General features: G+C 39.3%; 20 protein-coding genes. 19 read left to right on the top strand and 1 reads right to left on the bottom strand.

Annotated features, from left to right (window positions below; all coding sequences use genetic code 11):
- Positions 1–104 precede the first annotated feature (104 nt).
- The 12 genes from QM859_RS02205 to QM859_RS02150 all read left to right on the top strand — a co-directional run bounded on the left by QM859_RS02205 (position 105) and on the right by QM859_RS02150 (position 10689).
- Positions 105–1205 (top strand): AI-2E family transporter, encoded by a 1101-nt coding sequence (locus QM859_RS02205; RefSeq protein WP_414261973.1) that lies wholly within the window; start codon positions 105–107, stop codon positions 1203–1205.
- 199 nt (positions 1206–1404) lie between these two features.
- Positions 1405–2601, top strand: coding sequence for an elongation factor Tu (tuf, locus tag QM859_RS02200; protein ID WP_004253262.1), 1197 nt, complete (start codon positions 1405–1407; stop codon positions 2599–2601).
- A gap of 270 nt (positions 2602–2871) precedes the next feature.
- Positions 2872–3510 carry a dTMP kinase gene (gene tmk / locus QM859_RS02195; RefSeq protein ID WP_414261972.1) on the top strand — a complete coding sequence of 213 codons (639 nt, stop codon included), beginning with the start codon at positions 2872–2874 and terminating at the stop codon, positions 3508–3510.
- Positions 3507–4391 (top strand): DNA polymerase III subunit delta', encoded by an 885-nt coding sequence (locus QM859_RS02190; protein WP_414261971.1) that lies wholly within the window; start codon positions 3507–3509, stop codon positions 4389–4391. Before tmk ends, QM859_RS02190 begins: the two co-directional genes overlap by 4 nt.
- A gap of 36 nt (positions 4392–4427) precedes the next feature.
- Positions 4428–4745 carry a DNA replication initiation control protein YabA gene (gene yabA / locus QM859_RS02185; protein WP_223332880.1) on the top strand — a complete coding sequence of 106 codons (318 nt, stop codon included), beginning with the start codon at positions 4428–4430 and terminating at the stop codon, positions 4743–4745.
- 2 nt (positions 4746–4747) lie between these two features.
- Complete coding sequence (gene rsmI, locus QM859_RS02180) at positions 4748–5626, top strand: 16S rRNA (cytidine(1402)-2'-O)-methyltransferase (RefSeq protein ID WP_223332888.1); 879 nt, start codon at positions 4748–4750, stop codon at positions 5624–5626.
- A 133-nt stretch (positions 5627–5759) separates the two neighbouring features.
- Positions 5760–7094, top strand: a complete 1335-nt coding sequence (trmFO, locus tag QM859_RS02175) for a methylenetetrahydrofolate--tRNA-(uracil(54)-C(5))-methyltransferase (FADH(2)-oxidizing) TrmFO (RefSeq protein ID WP_414261970.1) — start codon at positions 5760–5762, stop codon at positions 7092–7094.
- Between the two features lie 83 nt (positions 7095–7177).
- Entirely contained in the window at positions 7178–7915 is a 738-nt protein-coding gene (gene pyrH, locus QM859_RS02170; RefSeq protein ID WP_004253279.1) for a UMP kinase, read from the top strand.
- Positions 7916–7922: 7 nt separating this feature from the next.
- Positions 7923–8480 (top strand): ribosome recycling factor, encoded by a 558-nt coding sequence (gene frr, locus QM859_RS02165; RefSeq protein ID WP_006152642.1) that lies wholly within the window; start codon positions 7923–7925, stop codon positions 8478–8480.
- Between the two features lie 60 nt (positions 8481–8540).
- Entirely contained in the window at positions 8541–9395 is an 855-nt protein-coding gene (gene cvfB, locus QM859_RS02160; RefSeq protein WP_254724091.1) for an RNA-binding virulence regulatory protein CvfB, read from the top strand.
- Between the two features lie 8 nt (positions 9396–9403).
- Entirely contained in the window at positions 9404–9619 is a 216-nt protein-coding gene (locus QM859_RS02155; protein ID WP_006154472.1) for a YozE family protein, read from the top strand.
- Positions 9620–9702: 83 nt separating this feature from the next.
- The gene (locus tag QM859_RS02150; protein ID WP_006152658.1) at positions 9703–10689 is read left to right on the top strand and encodes a PhoH family protein; all 987 of its coding nucleotides are present in this window, start codon (positions 9703–9705) and stop codon (positions 10687–10689) included.
- Between the two features lie 47 nt (positions 10690–10736).
- On the opposite strand, the gene ald is transcribed toward QM859_RS02150, so the two are convergent.
- A complete protein-coding gene (gene ald, locus QM859_RS02145; RefSeq protein WP_414261967.1) occupies positions 10737–11849 on the bottom strand; it encodes an alanine dehydrogenase in 1113 nt (370 codons plus the stop codon).
- Between the two features lie 176 nt (positions 11850–12025).
- Between ald and QM859_RS02140 the strand changes: the two genes are divergently transcribed.
- The 7 genes from QM859_RS02140 to atpB all read left to right on the top strand — a co-directional run bounded on the left by QM859_RS02140 (position 12026) and on the right by atpB (position 18409).
- Positions 12026–12595, top strand: a complete 570-nt coding sequence (locus tag QM859_RS02140) for a GNAT family N-acetyltransferase (protein ID WP_414261966.1) — start codon at positions 12026–12028, stop codon at positions 12593–12595.
- Between the two features lie 65 nt (positions 12596–12660).
- On the top strand, positions 12661–13302 hold the full coding sequence (locus QM859_RS02135; protein WP_414261965.1) for a helix-hairpin-helix domain-containing protein: 642 nt from the start codon (positions 12661–12663) through the stop codon (positions 13300–13302).
- Positions 13286–15496 carry a ComEC/Rec2 family competence protein gene (locus QM859_RS02130; protein ID WP_414261964.1) on the top strand — a complete coding sequence of 737 codons (2211 nt, stop codon included), beginning with the start codon at positions 13286–13288 and terminating at the stop codon, positions 15494–15496. Before QM859_RS02135 ends, QM859_RS02130 begins: the two co-directional genes overlap by 17 nt.
- A gap of 122 nt (positions 15497–15618) precedes the next feature.
- Positions 15619–16905 carry a peptidase U32 family protein gene (locus tag QM859_RS02125; RefSeq protein WP_006148665.1) on the top strand — a complete coding sequence of 429 codons (1287 nt, stop codon included), beginning with the start codon at positions 15619–15621 and terminating at the stop codon, positions 16903–16905.
- Positions 16906–16918: 13 nt separating this feature from the next.
- Positions 16919–17230 (top strand): CHY zinc finger protein, encoded by a 312-nt coding sequence (locus QM859_RS02120; protein ID WP_223332899.1) that lies wholly within the window; start codon positions 16919–16921, stop codon positions 17228–17230.
- Positions 17231–17459: 229 nt separating this feature from the next.
- Positions 17460–17660: a F0F1 ATP synthase subunit C gene (locus QM859_RS02115; protein WP_004253309.1), complete on the top strand. Its 201-nt coding sequence runs from the start codon at positions 17460–17462 to the stop codon at positions 17658–17660.
- 32 nt (positions 17661–17692) lie between these two features.
- On the top strand, positions 17693–18409 hold the full coding sequence (gene atpB, locus QM859_RS02110; RefSeq protein ID WP_006152670.1) for a F0F1 ATP synthase subunit A: 717 nt from the start codon (positions 17693–17695) through the stop codon (positions 18407–18409).
- The last annotated feature ends 10 nt before the right edge of the window (positions 18410–18419 follow it).

Below are 18419 nucleotides of genomic sequence, written 5' to 3'. Positions count from 1 at the left end.
GTAATTGTATTCTATCATAAAGACAAAAAATATTCTTGTTTTTATAATGAAGGTTATCAATCTTTTTCGAAATATGGTAAAATAGGAAAAAGAGGAGGTGGCTTATGTTTCGGAGAAATAAATTGTTCTTCTGGACCACTGAGATATTATTAATTACCTTAATTTTCTACTTATGGAGAGAAATGGGTGCTATTATTACACCGTTTGTAAGTGTCGTAAATACAATCATGATTCCCTTCTTATTAGGAGGATTTCTCTACTACTTAACAAATCCAATTGTCATTTTTTTAGAGAAGGAATGTCGCATTAATCGAATCATTGGTATTTTGTTAACACTTTGTGTTCTCTTTGGAACCATAGTGATAGCTGTCGTCTATCTCTTGCCGATTTTAATTAATCAGTTGAGTAGCTTGATTAATTCTAGCCAAGATATCTATTCTCGAATCCAAGATTTAGTGATAGAATTATCGAAATATCCTACTTTCCAAGAGCTAGATATTCAACAAACAATCCAACAATTAAATCTTTCTTATGTCGATATTTTACAAAATATCTTAAATAGTGTGACAAATAGTGTAGGAAGTGTCCTTTCAGCTTTGGTAAGCACTGTTTTAATTATCATTATGACACCGGTTTTTTTGATTTATTTCCTTTTGGATGGTCATAAATTCTTACCGATGCTAGAAAGAACTATTTTAAGGCGAGACAAACTCAATATATCTGGTTTAATAACAAACTTGAATGAGACTATTTCCCGTTACATAAGTGGAGTATCAATCGATGCATTTATTATCGGGTGTTTGGCTTTTATCGGTTATAGTGTGATTGGCTTAAAATATGCATTAGTATTTGCTATTTTCTCAGGTTTAGCAAATTTGATTCCTTATGTTGGACCGAGTATTGGACTAATTCCGATGATTATTTCAAACCTGTTTACGGATCCTCAAAAGATGATTATAGCAGTTATCTATATGCTGATTGTCCAACAAGTAGATGGGAATATCCTATACCCTCGTATTGTTGGTGGAGTCATGAAAGTTCATCCGATTACAATTCTCGTGCTATTATTGTTGTCAAGTAATATCTATGGTGTCGTAGGTATGATCGTTGCCGTTCCTACCTACTCAATTCTCAAAGAAATATCCAAATTCCTAGTCCGACTTTATGAAAAACATAAAGAAGTACAAGAAGTGGGAGAAAAATAAAGATTTTAAAAAGAAACGGATTCATCTGTTTCTTTTTTTATCAATAAATCGACAACTTATAGTAAGATTAAGAATAATTAATAAAAACTTTGTAAAACACTTGCAATTTAGCTAAAATTTGATAAAATAGTAAGGAAAGTTAGACTGTATTGCCTACTGTCTATCTATAAAATATATTTTATTGGAGGCTTTTACTCAAATGGCAAAAGAAAAATACGATCGTAGTAAACCACACGTTAACATTGGTACTATCGGACACGTTGACCACGGTAAAACTACCCTAACTGCAGCTATCACAACTGTATTGGCACGTCGCTTGCCTTCAGCAGTTAACCAACCTAAAGACTATGCGTCTATCGATGCTGCTCCTGAAGAACGCGAACGCGGTATCACTATCAACACTGCGCACGTTGAGTACGAAACTGAAAAACGTCACTACGCTCACATCGACGCTCCAGGACACGCGGACTACGTTAAAAACATGATCACTGGTGCCGCTCAAATGGACGGAGCTATCCTTGTAGTAGCTTCAACTGACGGACCAATGCCACAAACTCGTGAGCACATCCTTCTTTCACGTCAGGTTGGTGTTAAACACCTTATCGTCTTCATGAACAAGATTGACTTGGTTGACGACGAAGAATTGCTTGAATTGGTTGAAATGGAAATCCGTGACCTTCTTTCAGAATACGACTTCCCAGGTGACGATCTTCCAGTTATCCAAGGTTCAGCTCTTAAAGCTCTTGAAGGTGACTCTAAATACGAAGACATCATCATGGAATTGATGAACACTGTTGATGAGTACATTCCAGAACCAGAACGTGACACTGACAAACCATTGCTTCTTCCAGTCGAGGACGTATTCTCAATCACTGGACGTGGTACAGTTGCTTCAGGACGTATCGACCGTGGTACTGTTCGTGTCAACGACGAAATCGAAATCGTTGGTATCAAAGAAGAAACTTCAAAAGCAGTTGTTACTGGTGTTGAAATGTTCCGTAAACAACTTGACGAAGGTCTTGCAGGAGATAACGTAGGTGTCCTTCTTCGTGGTGTTCAACGTGACGAAATCGAACGTGGACAAGTTATCGCTAAACCAGGTTCAATCAACCCACACACTAAATTCAAAGGTGAAGTATACATCCTTACTAAAGAAGAAGGTGGACGTCACACTCCATTCTTCAACAACTACCGCCCACAATTCTACTTCCGTACTACTGACGTTACAGGTTCAATCGAACTTCCAGCAGGTACTGAAATGGTAATGCCAGGTGATAACGTGACAATCGACGTTGAGTTGATCCACCCAATCGCCGTAGAACAAGGTACTACATTCTCTATCCGTGAGGGTGGACGTACTGTTGGTTCAGGTATGGTTACAGAAATCGAAGCTTAATTCGATTTAGTTCCCAGAAGAACAATTATTTAAGTCAGACATTAAAAGAATCTTGCTATGCAAGGTTCTTTTTTTCTAGCTATACAAAGGCAAAATGAGACAGTATGGTAGTTGATTACGAATATAGAAACTTAATTAAATAATTGTCTTATTTATTAACGAATGTATATTCTAGTTTTTCAGAATAAATTTTTATTAGGTTAAAAAGCTTTTCACAAATGCCTGTTTTTTTGATAGAATAGAAGGAAGAAAAAAAGAAATGAGTTCGTCATGTCAAAAGGATTTTTAGTCTCTTTAGAGGGGCCAGAGGGAGCTGGGAAAACGAGTGTGCTTGAAGCTATCCTTCCTTTGTTAGAAGAAAAGAATATTGAGTTTTTAACAACACGTGAGCCAGGTGGTGTTTTGATTGGTGAGAAGATTCGAGGAATCATTTTAAATCCTAGTCATACTCAGATGGATCCAAAGACTGAGTTGCTTCTCTATATTGCAAGTCGAAGACAGCACCTAGTAGAGAAGGTCTTGCCAGCACTTGCAGCTGGAAAATTGGTCATCATGGATCGTTTTATTGATAGTTCAGTTGCTTATCAAGGCTTTGGTCGTGGTTTGAATATTGAAGCTATTGACTGGCTCAATCAATTTGCGACAGATGGTCTCAAGCCAGATTTGACACTTTATTTTGATATTGAAGTGGAGAAGGGGCTTGAAAGAATCGCGGCAAACAGCAATCGCGAAGTCAACCGTTTGGACTTGGAAGGTTTAGACTTGCACAGAAAAGTTCGTCAAGGCTATCTTTCCCTTCTTGAGAAAGAAGGTGAGCGTATTGTTAAAATTGATGCGAGTTTACCACTAAATCAAGTGGTTGAAAATACTAAACAAGTTTTATTTGACAGAATGGGGCTGACAGAATGATTCAAGAGCAATTAAGAGCTTGTCAACCCCAGCAATTTGAACGGTTTGTTCGCATCTTAGAACAAAGACAGCTCAATCATGCTTATCTCTTTTCAGGGTATTTCGGAAGCATGGAGATGGCCTTATTTCTGTCTAAGAGTTTGTTCTGTACAGAAAAACAAGGTGTCTTGCCTTGCGAGTCTTGCCGAAATTGTAAGTTGATTGATCAGGAAGAATTTCCTGATGTCACCATTATTCGTCCGATGAATCAAATCATTAAAACGGAACGAATCCGAGAATTAGTTGGGCAGTTTTCTCAATCAGGAATCGAAAATCAACGTCAGGTTTTTATCATTGAACAAGCAGAAAAAATGCATGCCAATGCCTCCAATTCACTACTAAAGGTCATTGAAGAACCGCAAAGTGAGATTTATATTTTCTTCTTAACCAATGATCAAGAGCAGATGTTACCAACTATCCGAAGTCGGACTCAAATTTTCCAATTTAAGAAGCAAGTCGAAAGCCTTAGGAATCAACTTGAACAAGCAGGATTGGTCAAAAATAAAGCAAGGTTTTTAGCTGAGTTTAGTCAATCGCAAGCAGAAGCCGAAAAACTGACAAATCAAACAAGTTTTTGGACTCTAGTTGAAGAAAGTGAACGATTCTATTCTTGGTTAGATGCTGGAAAAAAGGAATCTTATTTACAGGTCTCAAAATTAGCTAGCTTAGCAGATGACAAAGAAAAACAAGACCAAGTCTTTAGAATTTTAGAAGTTTTAGCAGGTCAAGAGATTCAAAAAAATGCAGCACGTACAATATTGCAAAACCTTCTCGAAGCCAGAAAAATGTGGAAAGCAAATGTGTCTTTCCAGAATTCTTTGGAATACCTAGTTTTACAATAAAATGAACATGAAAACAGAAAAAAGAAAGGGCTGTTCATGAACAAGAAAGAATTATTTGATGCCTTAGATGATTTTTCTCAACAGTTGTTGGCAACCTTGGCAGATGTCGAAGCTATCAAAAAAAATCTCAAGAGTGTTGTAGAAGAGAATACAGCTCTTCGTTTAGAGAACGATAAATTGAGAGAGCGCCTGAATGAGGAAGAAGAAACAGCTCCAACTAAGACCAAGCATGTTAGAGAAAACGTGAGCCGAATCTATGACGACGGTTTTCATGTGTGTCGCGACTTTTATGGTCAACGTCGTGAACAAGATGCAGAATGTATGTTTTGTGATGAATTGTTGTTTAGGGAGTAAGCATGCAGATTCAAAAAAGTTTTAAAGGTCAGTCACCTTATGGTAAGTTATATCTTGTCGCAACGCCGATTGGGAATCTAGAGGATATGACCTTTCGTGCTATTCAGACTTTGAAAGAAGTGGACTGGATTGCTGCCGAGGATACTCGTAATACTGGTCTATTGCTGAAGCATTTCGATATTTCAACAAAACAAATCAGTTTTCATGAGCACAATGCCAAGGAAAAGATTCCAGATTTGATTGGTTTCTTGAAAGCAGGACAAAGTATTGCTCAAGTTTCGGATGCGGGTTTACCAAGTATTTCAGACCCCGGTCATGATTTAGTCAAGGCTGCAATTGAAGAAAATATAGCAGTTGTCACAGTTCCAGGTGCTAGCGCAGGAATTTCTGCCTTGATTGCCAGTGGTTTAGCTCCACAACCTCATATTTTTTATGGATTCTTACCTCGAAAATCGGGACAACAAAAGCAATTTTTCGAATCAAAAAAAGATTATCCTGAGACCCAGATTTTCTATGAATCTCCACATCGTGTGGCTGATACTCTAGAAAATATGCTAGAGGTCTACGGTGATCGTTCAGTTGTTCTAGTTCGAGAATTGACTAAGATTTATGAAGAATACCAACGGGGGAAAATCACTGAGTTGGTTGAAAGTATCTCTGAAACACCGCTCAAGGGGGAGTGTCTTCTGATTGTAGAAGGTGCTAGTCAAGAAGTAGAAGATAAGGATGAAGAGGATTTATTCTCAGAGATCCAAGAGCGCATCCTACAAGGTGTTAAGAAAAATCAAGCCATTAAGGAAGTCGCTAAAATATATCAGTGGAACAAAAGCCAGCTCTATGCATCTTATCATGAATGGGAAGAGAATCAATCGGATGACTAAACAGGGAAGTTTGCCTTCTTCCCTTTTTTTGTTATACTAGTAAAAGAAAAATTAGAAAGATTTGTGGGTGTCAAACAGTCCAGTAGTTTGTTTTGTTATGAACTTAGGTTCCACCCAAAGAGGTATTAGTGTCGTGTCTCAATCTTATATTAATGTTATCGGAGCTGGTTTAGCAGGTTCGGAAGCAGCTTACCAAATCGCAGAGCGTGGTATTCCAGTTAAACTCTATGAAATGCGTGGTGTCAAGTCAACACCCCAGCATAAAACAGATAATTTTGCAGAATTAGTGTGTTCTAACTCATTACGAGGGGATGCTCTTACAAATGCTGTCGGGCTCCTCAAGGAAGAAATGCGTCGTCTTGGTTCTGTGATTTTAGATTCAGCAGAAGCAACGCGGGTTCCTGCAGGTGGAGCGCTTGCGGTTGATCGTGACGGTTTTTCTCAAATGGTTACTGAAAAAATTGCCAATCACCCTTTAATTGAAGTGGTTCGTGATGAAATTACAGAATTGCCGACAGATGCTATTACAGTTGTCGCTACTGGTCCCTTGACTAGCGATGCCCTGGCTGAGAAAATTCATGCCCTTAATGACGGCGATGGCTTCTATTTCTATGACGCGGCAGCGCCTATTATAGACGTCAATACCATCGATATGAGCAAGGTCTATCTCAAGTCTCGGTATGACAAGGGAGAAGCTGCTTACCTCAATGCTCCGATGACCAAGCAAGAGTTTATGGATTTCCATGAAGCCTTGGTCAATGCGGAAGAAGCACCCCTTAATTCTTTTGAAAAAGAAAAGTACTTTGAAGGGTGTATGCCAATTGAAGTTATGGCTAAACGTGGTATCAAAACCATGCTCTATGGCCCTATGAAACCAGTTGGTCTGGAGTATCCAGATGACTACACAGGCCCTCGTGATGGAGAGTTTAAAACCCCTTATGCAGTTGTCCAGCTTCGTCAGGACAATGCAGCTGGAAGTCTTTATAACATCGTTGGTTTCCAAACTCACCTCAAATGGGGAGAGCAGAAGCGTGTCTTCCAAATGATTCCAGGTCTTGAAAATGCTGAGTTTGTTCGCTATGGCGTCATGCATCGTAATTCCTATATGGATTCGCCAAATCTTCTTGAACAGACATACCGTTCTAAGAAACAGCCAAATCTCTTCTTTGCTGGTCAGATGACAGGTGTGGAAGGCTACGTTGAGTCAGCTGCTTCAGGATTGGTTGCGGGGATAAACGCTGCTCGTCTTTTCAAGGGAGAAAGTGAGGCTATTTTCCCAGAGACTACAGCTATCGGTAGTTTAGCTCATTATATCACCCATGCTGATAGCAAGCATTTCCAACCCATGAATGTTAACTTCGGGATTATCAAGGAGCTAGAAGGCGAGCGTATTCGTGATAAAAAGGCTCGTTATGAGAAAATTGCAGAACGCGCCTTGTCTGATTTAGAGAAATTTTTATCTGTCTAATTTTTTTGAAAGAATCGCTCATGATACTATAAAAATCCTTGAAATTGTGATAAAATAGGTAGGATGAAAAAAGGAGAGAGAAAATGGTAGAACCTAAGTATAAACGTATCTTAATCAAGCTATCTGGTGAAGCCCTTGCTGGCGAACGTGGTGTCGGTATTGATATCAAAACCGTCCAAAGTATGGCCCAAGAAATCAAGGAAGTTCACGAGCTAGGAATTGAAATTGCCTTGGTTATCGGTGGTGGAAACCTTTGGCGTGGAGAACCTGCAGCAGAAGCTGGTATGGATCGTGTTCAAGCGGATTACACTGGAATGCTTGGGACAGTCATGAATGCTCTTGTGATGGCAGATTCGTTGCAACAAGCTGGTGTTGATACTCGTGTACAAACAGCTATTGCCATGCAACAAGTAGCAGAGCCTTATATTCGTGGACGTGCCCTTCGCCACCTTGAAAAAGGACGTATCGTTATCTTTGGCGCGGGAATTGGTTCACCTTACTTCTCTACAGATACAACAGCGGCTCTTCGTGCAGCCGAGATTGAAGCGGACGCTATTTTGATGGCTAAGAATGGTGTAGACGGTGTCTACAATGCGGATCCTAAGAAAGATAAAACGGCTGTTAAATTTGAAGAATTGACTCACCGTGATGTTATTAATAAAGGACTCCGTATCATGGATTCAACAGCTTCAACTCTATCTATGGATAACGATATTGACTTGGTAGTCTTTAATATGAATCAACCTGGCAATATCAAACGTGTTGTATTTGGTGAAAATATCGGAACAACTGTTTCAAACAATATCGAAGAAAAGGAATAAGAAAATTATGGCTAACGCAATTGTAGAAAAAGCTAAAGAGAGAATGACTCAATCTCACCACTCACTTGCTCGTGAATTTGGTGGTATCCGTGCAGGTCGTGCTAACGCTAGCTTGCTTGACCGTATTACTGTTGAATACTATGGTGTCGAAACACCTCTTAACCAAATCGCTTCTATCACAATTCCTGAAGCGCGTGTCTTGTTGGTAACACCATTTGATAAATCTTCATTGAAGGATATCGAGCGTGCCTTGAACGCTTCAGATCTTGGTATTACACCAGCTAACGATGGTTCTGTTATTCGCTTGGTAATCCCAGCTCTTACAGAAGAAACTCGTCGCGACCTCGCTAAAGAAGTGAAAAAAGTTGGTGAAAATGCTAAAGTAGCGATCCGTAATATTCGTCGTGACGCTATGGATGAAGCTAAGAAACAAGAAAAAGCAAAAGAAATCACTGAAGATGAATTGAAGACTCTTGAAAAAGATATTCAAAAAGCGACAGACGATGCTGTTAAACACATCGACGACATGACTGCCAATAAAGAAAAAGAAATCTTGGAAGTCTAAGAAATAAACAGAAAAACTCAGTTGGCATTGCTGGCTGAGTTTTATTCGAAAGAAGGAAACATGAATACAAATCTTGCAAGTTTTATCGTTGGACTCATCATCGATGAAAATGACAGTTTTTACTTTGTACAAAAGGATGGTCAAACCTATGCTCTTGCCAAGGAAGAAGGTCAGCATACAGTTGGTGATACTGTTAAAGGTTTCGCCTACACGGATATGAAGCAAAAACTTCGCTTGACAACTCAAGAAGTGACTGCAACTCAGGATCAATTTGGTTGGGGAACGGTAACAGAGGTTCGTAAGGATTTGGGTGTTTTTGTTGATACAGGGCTTCCTGACAAGGAAATCGTAGTGTCACTTGATATCCTACCTGAACTGAAAGAACTTTGGCCTAAGAAGGGCGATAAGCTCTATATTCGTCTAGAAGTAGATAAGAAAGACCGTATCTGGGGAGTTTTGGCTTATCAGGAAGACTTCCAACGTTTGGCACGTCCAGCATACAACAACATGCAAAATCAGAACTGGCCGGCAATCGTTTATCGTCTTAAGTTATCAGGAACTTTTGTCTATCTACCAGAAAACAACATGCTTGGATTTATCCACCCAAGTGAGCGCTATGCAGAGCCACGTTTGGGTCAAGTGTTAGATGTGCGTGTCATTGGTTTCCGTGAAGTTGACCGAACTCTTAATCTATCACTAAAACCTCGCTCTTTTGAGATGTTAGAAAATGATGCACAAATGATTCTGACTTACTTGGAAAGTAATGGTGGATTTATGACCTTAAATGATAAATCTTCACCAGATGACATCAAGGCTACCTTTGGTATCTCAAAAGGTCAGTTTAAAAAAGCGCTTGGTGGTTTAATGAAAGCTGGAAAGATTAAACAAGACCAATTTGGTACAGAGTTAATTTAGGGAGGCTTATGCGAAAATCATTTTATACTTGGCTTATGACAGAGCGTAATCCTAAGAGTCATAGTCCCAAAGCAATTTTAGCGGATCTTGCCTTTGAGGAGTCAGCCTTCCCAAAACATACGGATGATTTCGATCAGGTGAGTCGATTTTTAGAAGAACATGCTAGTTTTTCCTTTAATATGGGAGACTTCGATCGCATCTGGCAGGAATATTTAGAACATTAAAAAGGCATAGGTGTTAGGGATAGCAATTTCTAATAGCCTTTGCTATAATAAAAAGAAATTAAAGAGTTAGAGAGGTTCTTTATTTGAAGGAACATTCAATAGACATTCAGTTAAGTCATCCAGATGACCTGTTTCATCTTTTTGGTTCCAATGAACGCCATCTTCGCTTGATGGAGGATGAGTTAGATGTTATCATCCATGCTCGTACAGAGATTGTACAAGTCTTGGGAGAGGAGTCTTCTTGTGAAGAAGCACGGCAAGTAATTCAAGCCTTGATGGTCTTGGTCAATCGTGGGATGACAGTCGGAACTCCAGATGTGGTGACAGCCATCAATATGGTTAGAAACAATGAAATCGATAAGTTTGTTGCCCTCTATGAAGAAGAGATTATCAAAGACAATACTGGTAAGCCGATTCGGGTCAAGACACTGGGACAAAAACTTTATGTTGATAGTGTTAAGAATCATGATGTTACCTTCGGGATTGGGCCAGCTGGTACGGGTAAAACATTCCTAGCAGTGACCTTGGCTGTTACAGCTCTTAAACGTGGCCAAGTCAAGCGTATTATCCTGACTCGTCCAGCAGTAGAAGCTGGAGAAAGCCTAGGATTTCTACCTGGTGATTTGAAAGAAAAGGTGGATCCTTATCTTCGACCAGTCTATGATGCTTTATATCAGATCTTAGGGAAGGACCAAACAACTCGTCTCATGGAGAGAGAAATTATTGAGATTGCACCTTTGGCCTACATGCGTGGACGTACCTTGGATGATGCCTTTGTCATCTTGGATGAAGCCCAAAATACTACTATCATGCAGATGAAGATGTTCTTGACACGTCTTGGATTCAATTCTAAAATGATTGTCAATGGCGATATTAGCCAGATAGACCTGCCGCGTAATGTTAAATCAGGTTTGATTGATGCCCAGGAAAAACTTAAGAATATTCACCAGATCGACTTTGTACACTTCTCAGCCAAGGATGTGGTTCGCCATCCAGTCGTTGCTCAGATTATCAGAGCCTATGAACCTCGACCTGTCAAAGCTGAAGAAAATCATGAAGAAACAGAATAAAGAAAAAGAGCAGTTGAAAAACTGCTCTTAATTTTTTGAATTTCTTATTAGACAAGTTCACTGATAGGTGTGAAGTCACGTTCTAAACCTTCAGCAACTGGTTGACTTGTGAGTTGACCTTGATAAGTTGTTACACCTTCAAACAAGCCTGCGTCTTCAAGGATTGCTTTCTTAAATCCTTTTCCTGCCAAGGCTTCGATATAAGGAAGGGTCACATTTGTAAGGGCGATAGTAGAAGTACGAGCAACGGCTCCAGGAATGTTAGCAACTGCATAGTGGAGGACACCGTGTTTCTCATAGACAGGCTCATCATGGGTTGTCACACGGTCAGCAGTTGCAATAACACCACCTTGGTCTACAGCAACGTCTACGATGACAGAACCAGGACGCATTTGTTGAACCATGTCATCTGTCACTAATTTTGGAGCTTTAGCACCAGGAATCAATACTGCACCGATAACAACGTCTGCTTCACGCACACTTGCTTCGATATTAAATGGGTTAGACATGAGTGTTTGGATTTGGTGTCCAAAGACATCTTCAAGTTCAGAGAGACGTTTAGCGCTGATATCTAGAATAGTTACTTGAGCACCTAAACCAAGAGCGATACGTGCTGCGTGTGTACCAACGACACCACCACCGATAATGGTTACTTTTCCTTTTGGTACACCTGGGACACCACCTAAAAGAACTCCAGAACCACCAGCTTGTTTCGTCAAGAAGTGAGCTCCGATTTGGACAGCCATACGACCAGCAACCTCACTCATTGGAACCAATAGAGGAAGTTGACCTTCAGTATTGCGTACAGTTTCATAAGCAACACCAGTTGTTTTTGCTGCAAGCATAGCATCCGCTAATTCTGGGGCTGCTGCCATGTGCAAGTAGGTGAAGAGAAGTAAATCGTCACGCAAGAACTGGTACTCACTAGCAAGGGGTTCCTTGACTTTAACAACTAACTCTGCAGCCCAGGCTTCAGCAGCAGTTGAGACAATCTCAGCTCCTTGCTTTTCATAGTCAGCATCAGCAAAACCAGATCCAAGTCCAGCATTTGTTTCAATGAGGACTCGGTGACCACGACCAACAAGACTTTGTACGCCAGCAGGTGTCAAAGCAACACGATTTTCATTATTTTTAATTTCCTTTGGAATTCCAATTAACATAGAGATTAGCTCCTTATTTAAAATCTAGGTTCTTATACGAAATCATCACAGGAAGAACCCAGTCATTTCTTGTGATGTTCTTATTTTATATAAAACCGCTATAAATTGCAAGAAAAACTTGTAAACCTATTTCTTTTATGTTATTCTTTTAGCAACTTATTTTAGGAGGTGAAATCATGGAATCACTATTTATCAAACTAGCGAAGCATCCCGTTATCGAAACAGAGCGCTTAGTACTTAGACCTGTAACACTTGATGATGCAGAAGCCATGTTTGAATATGCCTCAGATAAGGAAAATACACGCTACACTTTTCCAACCAATCAAAGTATAGAGGAAACAAAGAATAACATTGCCCAGTTTTATCTAGCCAATCCATTAGGTCGATGGGGAATTGAATTAAAAAGTACAGGAGAGTTTATCGGAACCATTGACCTGCACAAGATCGATACTGTTCTTAAGAAGGCAGCCATTGGGTATATTATCAATCAAAAATATTGGAATCAAGGTTTGACAACTGAAGCCAATCGAGCTGTAATTGAACTGGCTTTTGAAAAGATAGGAATGAATAAGTTAGATGTCTTTCATGATAAGGATAATCTCGCATCAGGAAAGGTCATGGAGAAATCAGGAATGCGTTTCTCTCACGAAGAACCATATGCTAGAATGGATAAAAGTGAATCTGGAAGATTCGTAACAGATGTCCATTATGTCTTGACCAAGGAAGATTATTTTGCAAATAAGTAAGCAGTTGAAAAGATTTTTCAGCTGTTTTTTCTTTCTCTTACGAATAAGCTAAGAGAGGAGAAAATATGGAAGAACTTATTGAGAAAATCAAAGAATATAAAATCATTGTTATCTGTGCTAGTTTGGGCTTGGTCTTAGGCGGATTTTTCCTCCTGAAGCCAGTCGCTCAAACACCGGCTAAGGAAAGCAATTTGCAAACAGAAGTTACAACTGTTTCAAAGGATTCGACGGAGGAAAAGGAAGATAAAAATCAGAAGGAAGAAGTGGTGGAGCAAGATCTGATTACTGTTGATGTAAAAGGTGCGGTCAAATCACCTGGAATTTATGATTTGCCAGTTGGAAGTCGTATCAACGATGCTGTCCAAAAAGCTGGTGGCTTGACAGATAATGCTGATAGTAAGTCTATCAATCTTGCCCAGAGAATTAGTGACGAAGCACTTGTTTATGTTCCGACTAAGGAAGAAACTACCAGTCAAGAGGCGCATTCAAATGCTTCCAACACCAAAGAAAATAAGAAAGTCAATCTCAATAAAGCCAGTTTAGAGGAGCTGAAACAAGTCAAGGGGTTGGGAGCCAAACGTGCTCAGGATATCATTGACCATCGTGAGTCCAACGGTAAGTTTAAGTCAGTTGATGAGCTCAAAAAGGTTTCTGGTATTGGTGCAAAAACGATAGAAAAGTTAAAAGAGTATGTCACAGTGGATTAGTCGATTTCCCATCCCTAAAATCTATCTTAGTTTTCTCCTGCTTTGGCTCTACTATGCTATCTTTTCAGCAAGCTTTTTAGCACTTTTGGGCTTTGTCTTTTTACTGCTCTGCCTCTTTTTTCAATTTCCATGGAAGACTGTGGTCAAGGTTCTCTTTGTTTGTGGTCTTTTTGGAAGCTGGTTTATATTTCAAAAATGGCAACAAGAAGAAACGAGTCAACATCTTGTTGACTCCGTTAATACGGTACGAATCTTGCCTGATACTATCAAGGTCAATGGAGATAGTTTATCCTTTCGTGGGAAGGCTGATGGCAGACTCTTTCAGGTCTATTATAAATTCCAGTCAGAGTCTGAAAAGGAAAGGTTTAAAGAGTTATCTGAACTGCATGAGATAGTAGTAAAAGGAAAGCTAGCTATTCCTCAAGGAGCAAATAATTTTGCTGGATTTGATTATCGAAACTATCTCAAAACACAGGGGATTTATCAGACCTTAACTATATCGGAAATTGTCGAATTAAAGCAAATTTCTAGTTGGGATATAGGAGAAAATCTATCCAGTTTGCGAAGAAAAGCAGTTGTCTGGATAAAAAGGAATTTTCCTGACCCCATGCGCAATTATATGACGGGACTCTTATTAGGACACTTGGACACAGATTTTGAGGAAATGAACGAACTCTATTCCAGTCTAGGGATTATTCACCTTTTTGCTTTGTCAGGAATGCAGGTCGGTTTCTTCATGAATGCTTTTAAGAAGTCACTCTTACGATTGGGTTTGACGCAAGAGAAGTTCAAATGGCTTGCCTATCCCTTTTCTTTGGTCTATGCAGGTTTGACAGGTTTCTCAGCTTCTGTCATTAGAAGCCTGTTGCAAAAACTTTTGGCTCAGCATGGCTTCAAGGGTCTGGATAACTTTGCTTTGACAGTCCTTGTCTTGTTTATCGTGATGCCGAATTTCTTCCTAACTGCTGGTGGAGTGCTCTCCTGTGCCTATGCCTTTATCCTGACCATGACTGGTGAAGAAGTAGCAGGGATAAAAGGTCTGGTGAGAGAAAGTTTCATTATTTCCTTAGGAATTCTGCCGATTTTATCATTCTATTTTTCTGAATTTCAACCTTGGTCCATACTCTTAACCTTTGTCTTTTCTTTTTTATTTGATATGGTCTTGCTACCACTTTTATCAATGCTCTTCTGTCTGTCATGGATATATCCTATTACCCAGTTTAACTTTCTCTTTGAATGGCTAGAGAACATCATACGCTATGTTTCTCAGCTATCTACTAGACCCTTTATTTTTGGTCAACCGAATCTCTGGGTTTTGGTATGTCTATTAGTCTCTTTAGCGCTAATTTATGATTATCGTAAAAATTTGAAGAAAGCACCTTTGCTTATCCTATTTATCGTTTCCCTTTTCTTAGTAACCAAACATCCACTGGAAAATGAAATCACAGTTCTAGACATGGAGCAGGGACGGAGCATTTTCCTAAGAGACATGACAGGAAAGACAATATTACTGGATGTCGGTGAAAAGTTAGCAGTTGAGAAAAAAGAAGCTTGGCAGGAGAAAGTCACCTCGAGTGTTGCCAAACGGAGTTTAATTCCCTATCTGAAAAGTAGAGGAGTGGCAAAGATTGATCAGCTTGTTTTAACGGATAGTGAACCTAAGCAGCTAGACCACCTACTAGAAATTAGTAAAGCCTTCAATCTTGGAGAGATTCTAGTAACTGAAGAAACTCTATCTAAAAGAGAATTTATGGATAAATTAAATGAAAGTAACTTGAAAGTACGTCCTATTAAAACAGGAGAGCAGTTAGTTATTTTTGGGAGTAGTTTAGAAGTAATCGAAAATCAAAACAGGGATAGTAAAGCCTCAATAGCAATGTATGGAAAGCTACTAAATCAAACTTTTCTAGTCACTGGAAATATAGAGGAGAAGTTCTTAAACAAGTCTTATTCAAAAATCCAAGCAGATGTTGTGATAACTCATCAGCAAGCATCGAAGAAAAAGACAGATGTCGAAGTCTTCGAAATCTTTCAGCCTAAAATCACTGTCGTTTCTGTAGACAAGAAGAAAAAATTTAAAGAAAAAAATGGGGAAAATAACCAAGAACTTGGGAATTCGATTTACAAAACGGATCAAAAGGGGGCCATTCGTTTTAAAGGTTGGGGTGCTTGGCAAATAGAAACAGTTCGCTGAACTTAGCTTTTCAAGAAAATTAAAATTGTCTAAACAATCAATCAAAACTTGATTTTAGAACCTTTTTACTATAAAATGGTAAAGATTAGTGTCAAACTTTTATATTGCAAATAGGAGAAAACATGACAAAAACTTTGAAACGTCCTGAGGTTCTATCACCTGCAGGAACACTTGAAAAACTAAAAGTAGCTGTTCAATATGGAGCAGATGCTGTCTTTATCGGTGGTCAGGCCTATGGTCTTCGTAGCCGTGCAGGGAACTTTACTTTCGAACAAATGGAAGAAGGAGTACAGTTCGCGGCTAAGTATGGAGCTAAGGTATATGTGGCTGCTAATATGGTCATGCACGAAGGAAACGAAGAAGGGGCCGGCGAATGGTTCCGTAAATTACGTGATATTGGGATTGCAGCGGTTATCGTATCAGATCCAGCCTTGATCATGATTGCAGCAACAGAAGCACCAGGACTTGAAATTCACCTTTCAACCCAGGCTAGTGCGACTAACTACGAAACCCTAGAATTCTGGAAAGAACTTGGCTTGACTCGTGTCGTTTTGGCGCGTGAAGTTTCCATGGAAGAATTGGCAGAGATTCGCAAACGTACAGATGTTGAGATTGAAGCCTTCGTCCATGGAGCTATGTGTATCTCATACTCTGGTCGTTGTACTCTTTCTAATCATATGAGTATGCGTGATGCCAACCGTGGTGGATGTTCACAATCTTGCCGTTGGAAATATGACCTTTACGATATGCCCTTCGGTAAGGAACGTAAGAGTCTCAAGGGAGAAATTCCTGAAGAATTCTCTATGTCTGCGGTTGATATGTCTATGATTGACCATATCCCAGATATGATTGAAAATGGTGTAGACAGTCTTAAGATTGAGGGCCGTATGAAGTCTATCCACTACGTTTCAACAGTAACAAACTGCTACAAGGCAGCTGTTGATGCCTACCTTGAAAGCCCTGAAAAGTTTGAAGCTATTAAGCAAGACTTGATTGATGAAATGTGGAAGGTTGCCCAACGTGAGTTGGCTACAGGTTTCTACTACGGAACACCATCTGAAAATGAGCAACTGTTTGGTGCTCGTCGTAAGATTCCAGAATACAAGTTTGTTGCTGAAGTAGTAGCTTATGATGCTGCAACCCAAACAGCAACTATTCGTCAACGTAATGTTATCAACGAAGGCGACCAAGTTGAGTTCTACGGTCCAGGTTTCCGTCATTTTGAGACATATATTGAAGACCTTCACGATGCTAAAGGAAATAAAATCGATCGCGCACCAAATCCAATGGAACTTTTGACTATCAAGGTTCCTCAACCAGTAGAAGCTGGTGACATGGTACGTGCCCTGAAAGAAGGTCTCATCAATCTTTACAAAGAAGATGGAACAAGCGTCACAGTTCGTGCCTAGATAAGGAAAAAGAATGGTTCAAGCTCAGGGCTTACTAGTAGATCATGAAAGCAGATGTGTTCATTACCATAGTGATAAGGATATCGTAGCACTTCAGTGCTATGAGTGTAAAAAATACTATGCCTGTTATCAGTGTCATAATGAACTGGAGTCGCACGTATTTTCTCCCTATCCTTTAAATCTGAAAGAGGATAGACCTATCTTATGTGGATCCTGTGGGAAAACACTAACGTATGAGGAGTATACAGAGACGGGCACATGTCCATTTTGTAATGCTGCATTTAATCCAGCTTGTCAAAATCATTACTCAATTTATTTCAGATAAGAACTGACAAATCCGAGTTGTAAAACTCGGTTTTTTGTTTTCAGAAAACAAGGAAAGGCAGTGAAAGTGGTAGGAAAAGACAATAATATTTTCTATATAATTGTCTTAAAAATCGTAAAATTAGAAATAAATGATTCGAAACGCTTTCATTACTAGTAAAAAGTTGACAAAAGCAAATTTTAGGACTAAACTAGGGATGTAAATTTAATTTAAAAAAGGAGAATTCGTCATGAATTTAACATTTTTCGGACTTTGTCTTGCCTGTATGGGTGTATCTATTGCTGAAGGATTGATTATGAGTAATCTCTTCAAGTCTGCCGCTCGTCAACCTGAAATTATTGACCAATTACGCAGCCTTTTAATTCTTGGTGTTGCCTTTGTAGAAGGTACCTTCTTTGTAACCCTAGCGATGGCATTTGTCATTAAATAGACAACTCTATTTAGAAATGGAGGTGTCAAACCATGGAAGAAAGTTTGAATCCAACCGTTAATATTGGACCAATATCCTTTGATTTGACCCTGCTTGCCATGTCTCTTGTAACTGTTTTGATGGTTTTTGCCTTTGTCTATTGGGCAAGTCGTGAAATGACCATCCGTCCCAAGGGCAAACAAAATGCTCTTGAGATGATTTATGACTTTGTGGTTAGTTTTGCAAAACCAAACATTGGAGATTCATACATCAAGGACTATTCCTTGTTCCTATTTTCTCTATTCTTGTTTATCTTGGTTGCCAATAATATTGGTTTAATGGCAAAAGTACAAACAACAAACGGTTATAACTTGTGGACTTCTCCAACAGCCAACCTTGGATACGATTTATCCCTCTCATTATTGATCACTTTGATCGCTCATGTAGAAGGAGTTCGTCGTAGAGGCGTTAAAGAATATTTGAGAGCATTTGTTACACCTGGCTTTATGACTCCGATGAACATTTTAGAAGAGTTCACCAATTTTGCCTCTTTGGCGATTCGGATTTACGGAAATATCTTTGCCGGTGAGGTTTTAGCAGGATTGCTATTGGCCTTGTCACAACATGCCTTGTATTGGTATCCTTTTGCCTTTATTGCAAACATGTTATGGACAGCATTTTCGATTTTCATTTCATGTATTCAAGCTTATGTATTTACCATGTTGTCATCTATGTACATTGGTAAAAAAATAAATGAAGGGGAAGAGTAAGTAGAGGAGG

It is taken from the genome of Streptococcus infantis, assembly GCF_047463175.1.
In the GTDB taxonomy this organism is placed as follows: Bacteria; Bacillota; Bacilli; order Lactobacillales; family Streptococcaceae; genus Streptococcus; species Streptococcus infantis_AC.
Note: the sequence above shows the minus strand (reverse complement) of the source record. Positions and strands in the feature narration are given on the sequence as shown.

Excerpts from the sequence above, each read along its gene's own strand:
- pyrH (WP_004253279.1), top strand. The coding sequence starts at position 7,178 with ATGGTAGAACCTAAGTATAAACGTATCTTAATCAAGCTATCTGGTGAA.
- QM859_RS02155 (WP_006154472.1), top strand. The coding sequence starts at position 9,404 with ATGCGAAAATCATTTTATACTTGGCTTATGACAGAGCGTAATCCTAAG.
- atpB (WP_006152670.1), top strand. The coding sequence starts at position 17,693 with ATGGAAGAAAGTTTGAATCCAACCGTTAATATTGGACCAATATCCTTT.
- ald (WP_414261967.1), bottom strand. The coding sequence starts at position 11,849 with ATGTTAATTGGAATTCCAAAGGAAATTAAAAATAATGAAAATCGTGTT.
- QM859_RS02190 (WP_414261971.1), top strand. The coding sequence starts at position 3,507 with ATGATTCAAGAGCAATTAAGAGCTTGTCAACCCCAGCAATTTGAACGG.
- QM859_RS02130 (WP_414261964.1), top strand. The coding sequence starts at position 13,286 with ATGTCACAGTGGATTAGTCGATTTCCCATCCCTAAAATCTATCTTAGT.
- QM859_RS02205 (WP_414261973.1), top strand. The coding sequence starts at position 105 with ATGTTTCGGAGAAATAAATTGTTCTTCTGGACCACTGAGATATTATTA.
- yabA (WP_223332880.1), top strand. The coding sequence starts at position 4,428 with ATGAACAAGAAAGAATTATTTGATGCCTTAGATGATTTTTCTCAACAG.
- QM859_RS02125 (WP_006148665.1), top strand. The coding sequence starts at position 15,619 with ATGACAAAAACTTTGAAACGTCCTGAGGTTCTATCACCTGCAGGAACA.
- QM859_RS02120 (WP_223332899.1), top strand. The coding sequence starts at position 16,919 with ATGGTTCAAGCTCAGGGCTTACTAGTAGATCATGAAAGCAGATGTGTT.
- rsmI (WP_223332888.1), top strand. The coding sequence starts at position 4,748 with ATGCAGATTCAAAAAAGTTTTAAAGGTCAGTCACCTTATGGTAAGTTA.
- frr (WP_006152642.1), top strand. The coding sequence starts at position 7,923 with ATGGCTAACGCAATTGTAGAAAAAGCTAAAGAGAGAATGACTCAATCT.
- QM859_RS02135 (WP_414261965.1), top strand. The coding sequence starts at position 12,661 with ATGGAAGAACTTATTGAGAAAATCAAAGAATATAAAATCATTGTTATC.
- tuf (WP_004253262.1), top strand. The coding sequence starts at position 1,405 with ATGGCAAAAGAAAAATACGATCGTAGTAAACCACACGTTAACATTGGT.
- QM859_RS02140 (WP_414261966.1), top strand. The coding sequence starts at position 12,026 with ATGGAATCACTATTTATCAAACTAGCGAAGCATCCCGTTATCGAAACA.
- QM859_RS02115 (WP_004253309.1), top strand. The coding sequence starts at position 17,460 with ATGAATTTAACATTTTTCGGACTTTGTCTTGCCTGTATGGGTGTATCT.
- cvfB (WP_254724091.1), top strand. The coding sequence starts at position 8,541 with ATGAATACAAATCTTGCAAGTTTTATCGTTGGACTCATCATCGATGAA.
- tmk (WP_414261972.1), top strand. The coding sequence starts at position 2,872 with ATGTCAAAAGGATTTTTAGTCTCTTTAGAGGGGCCAGAGGGAGCTGGG.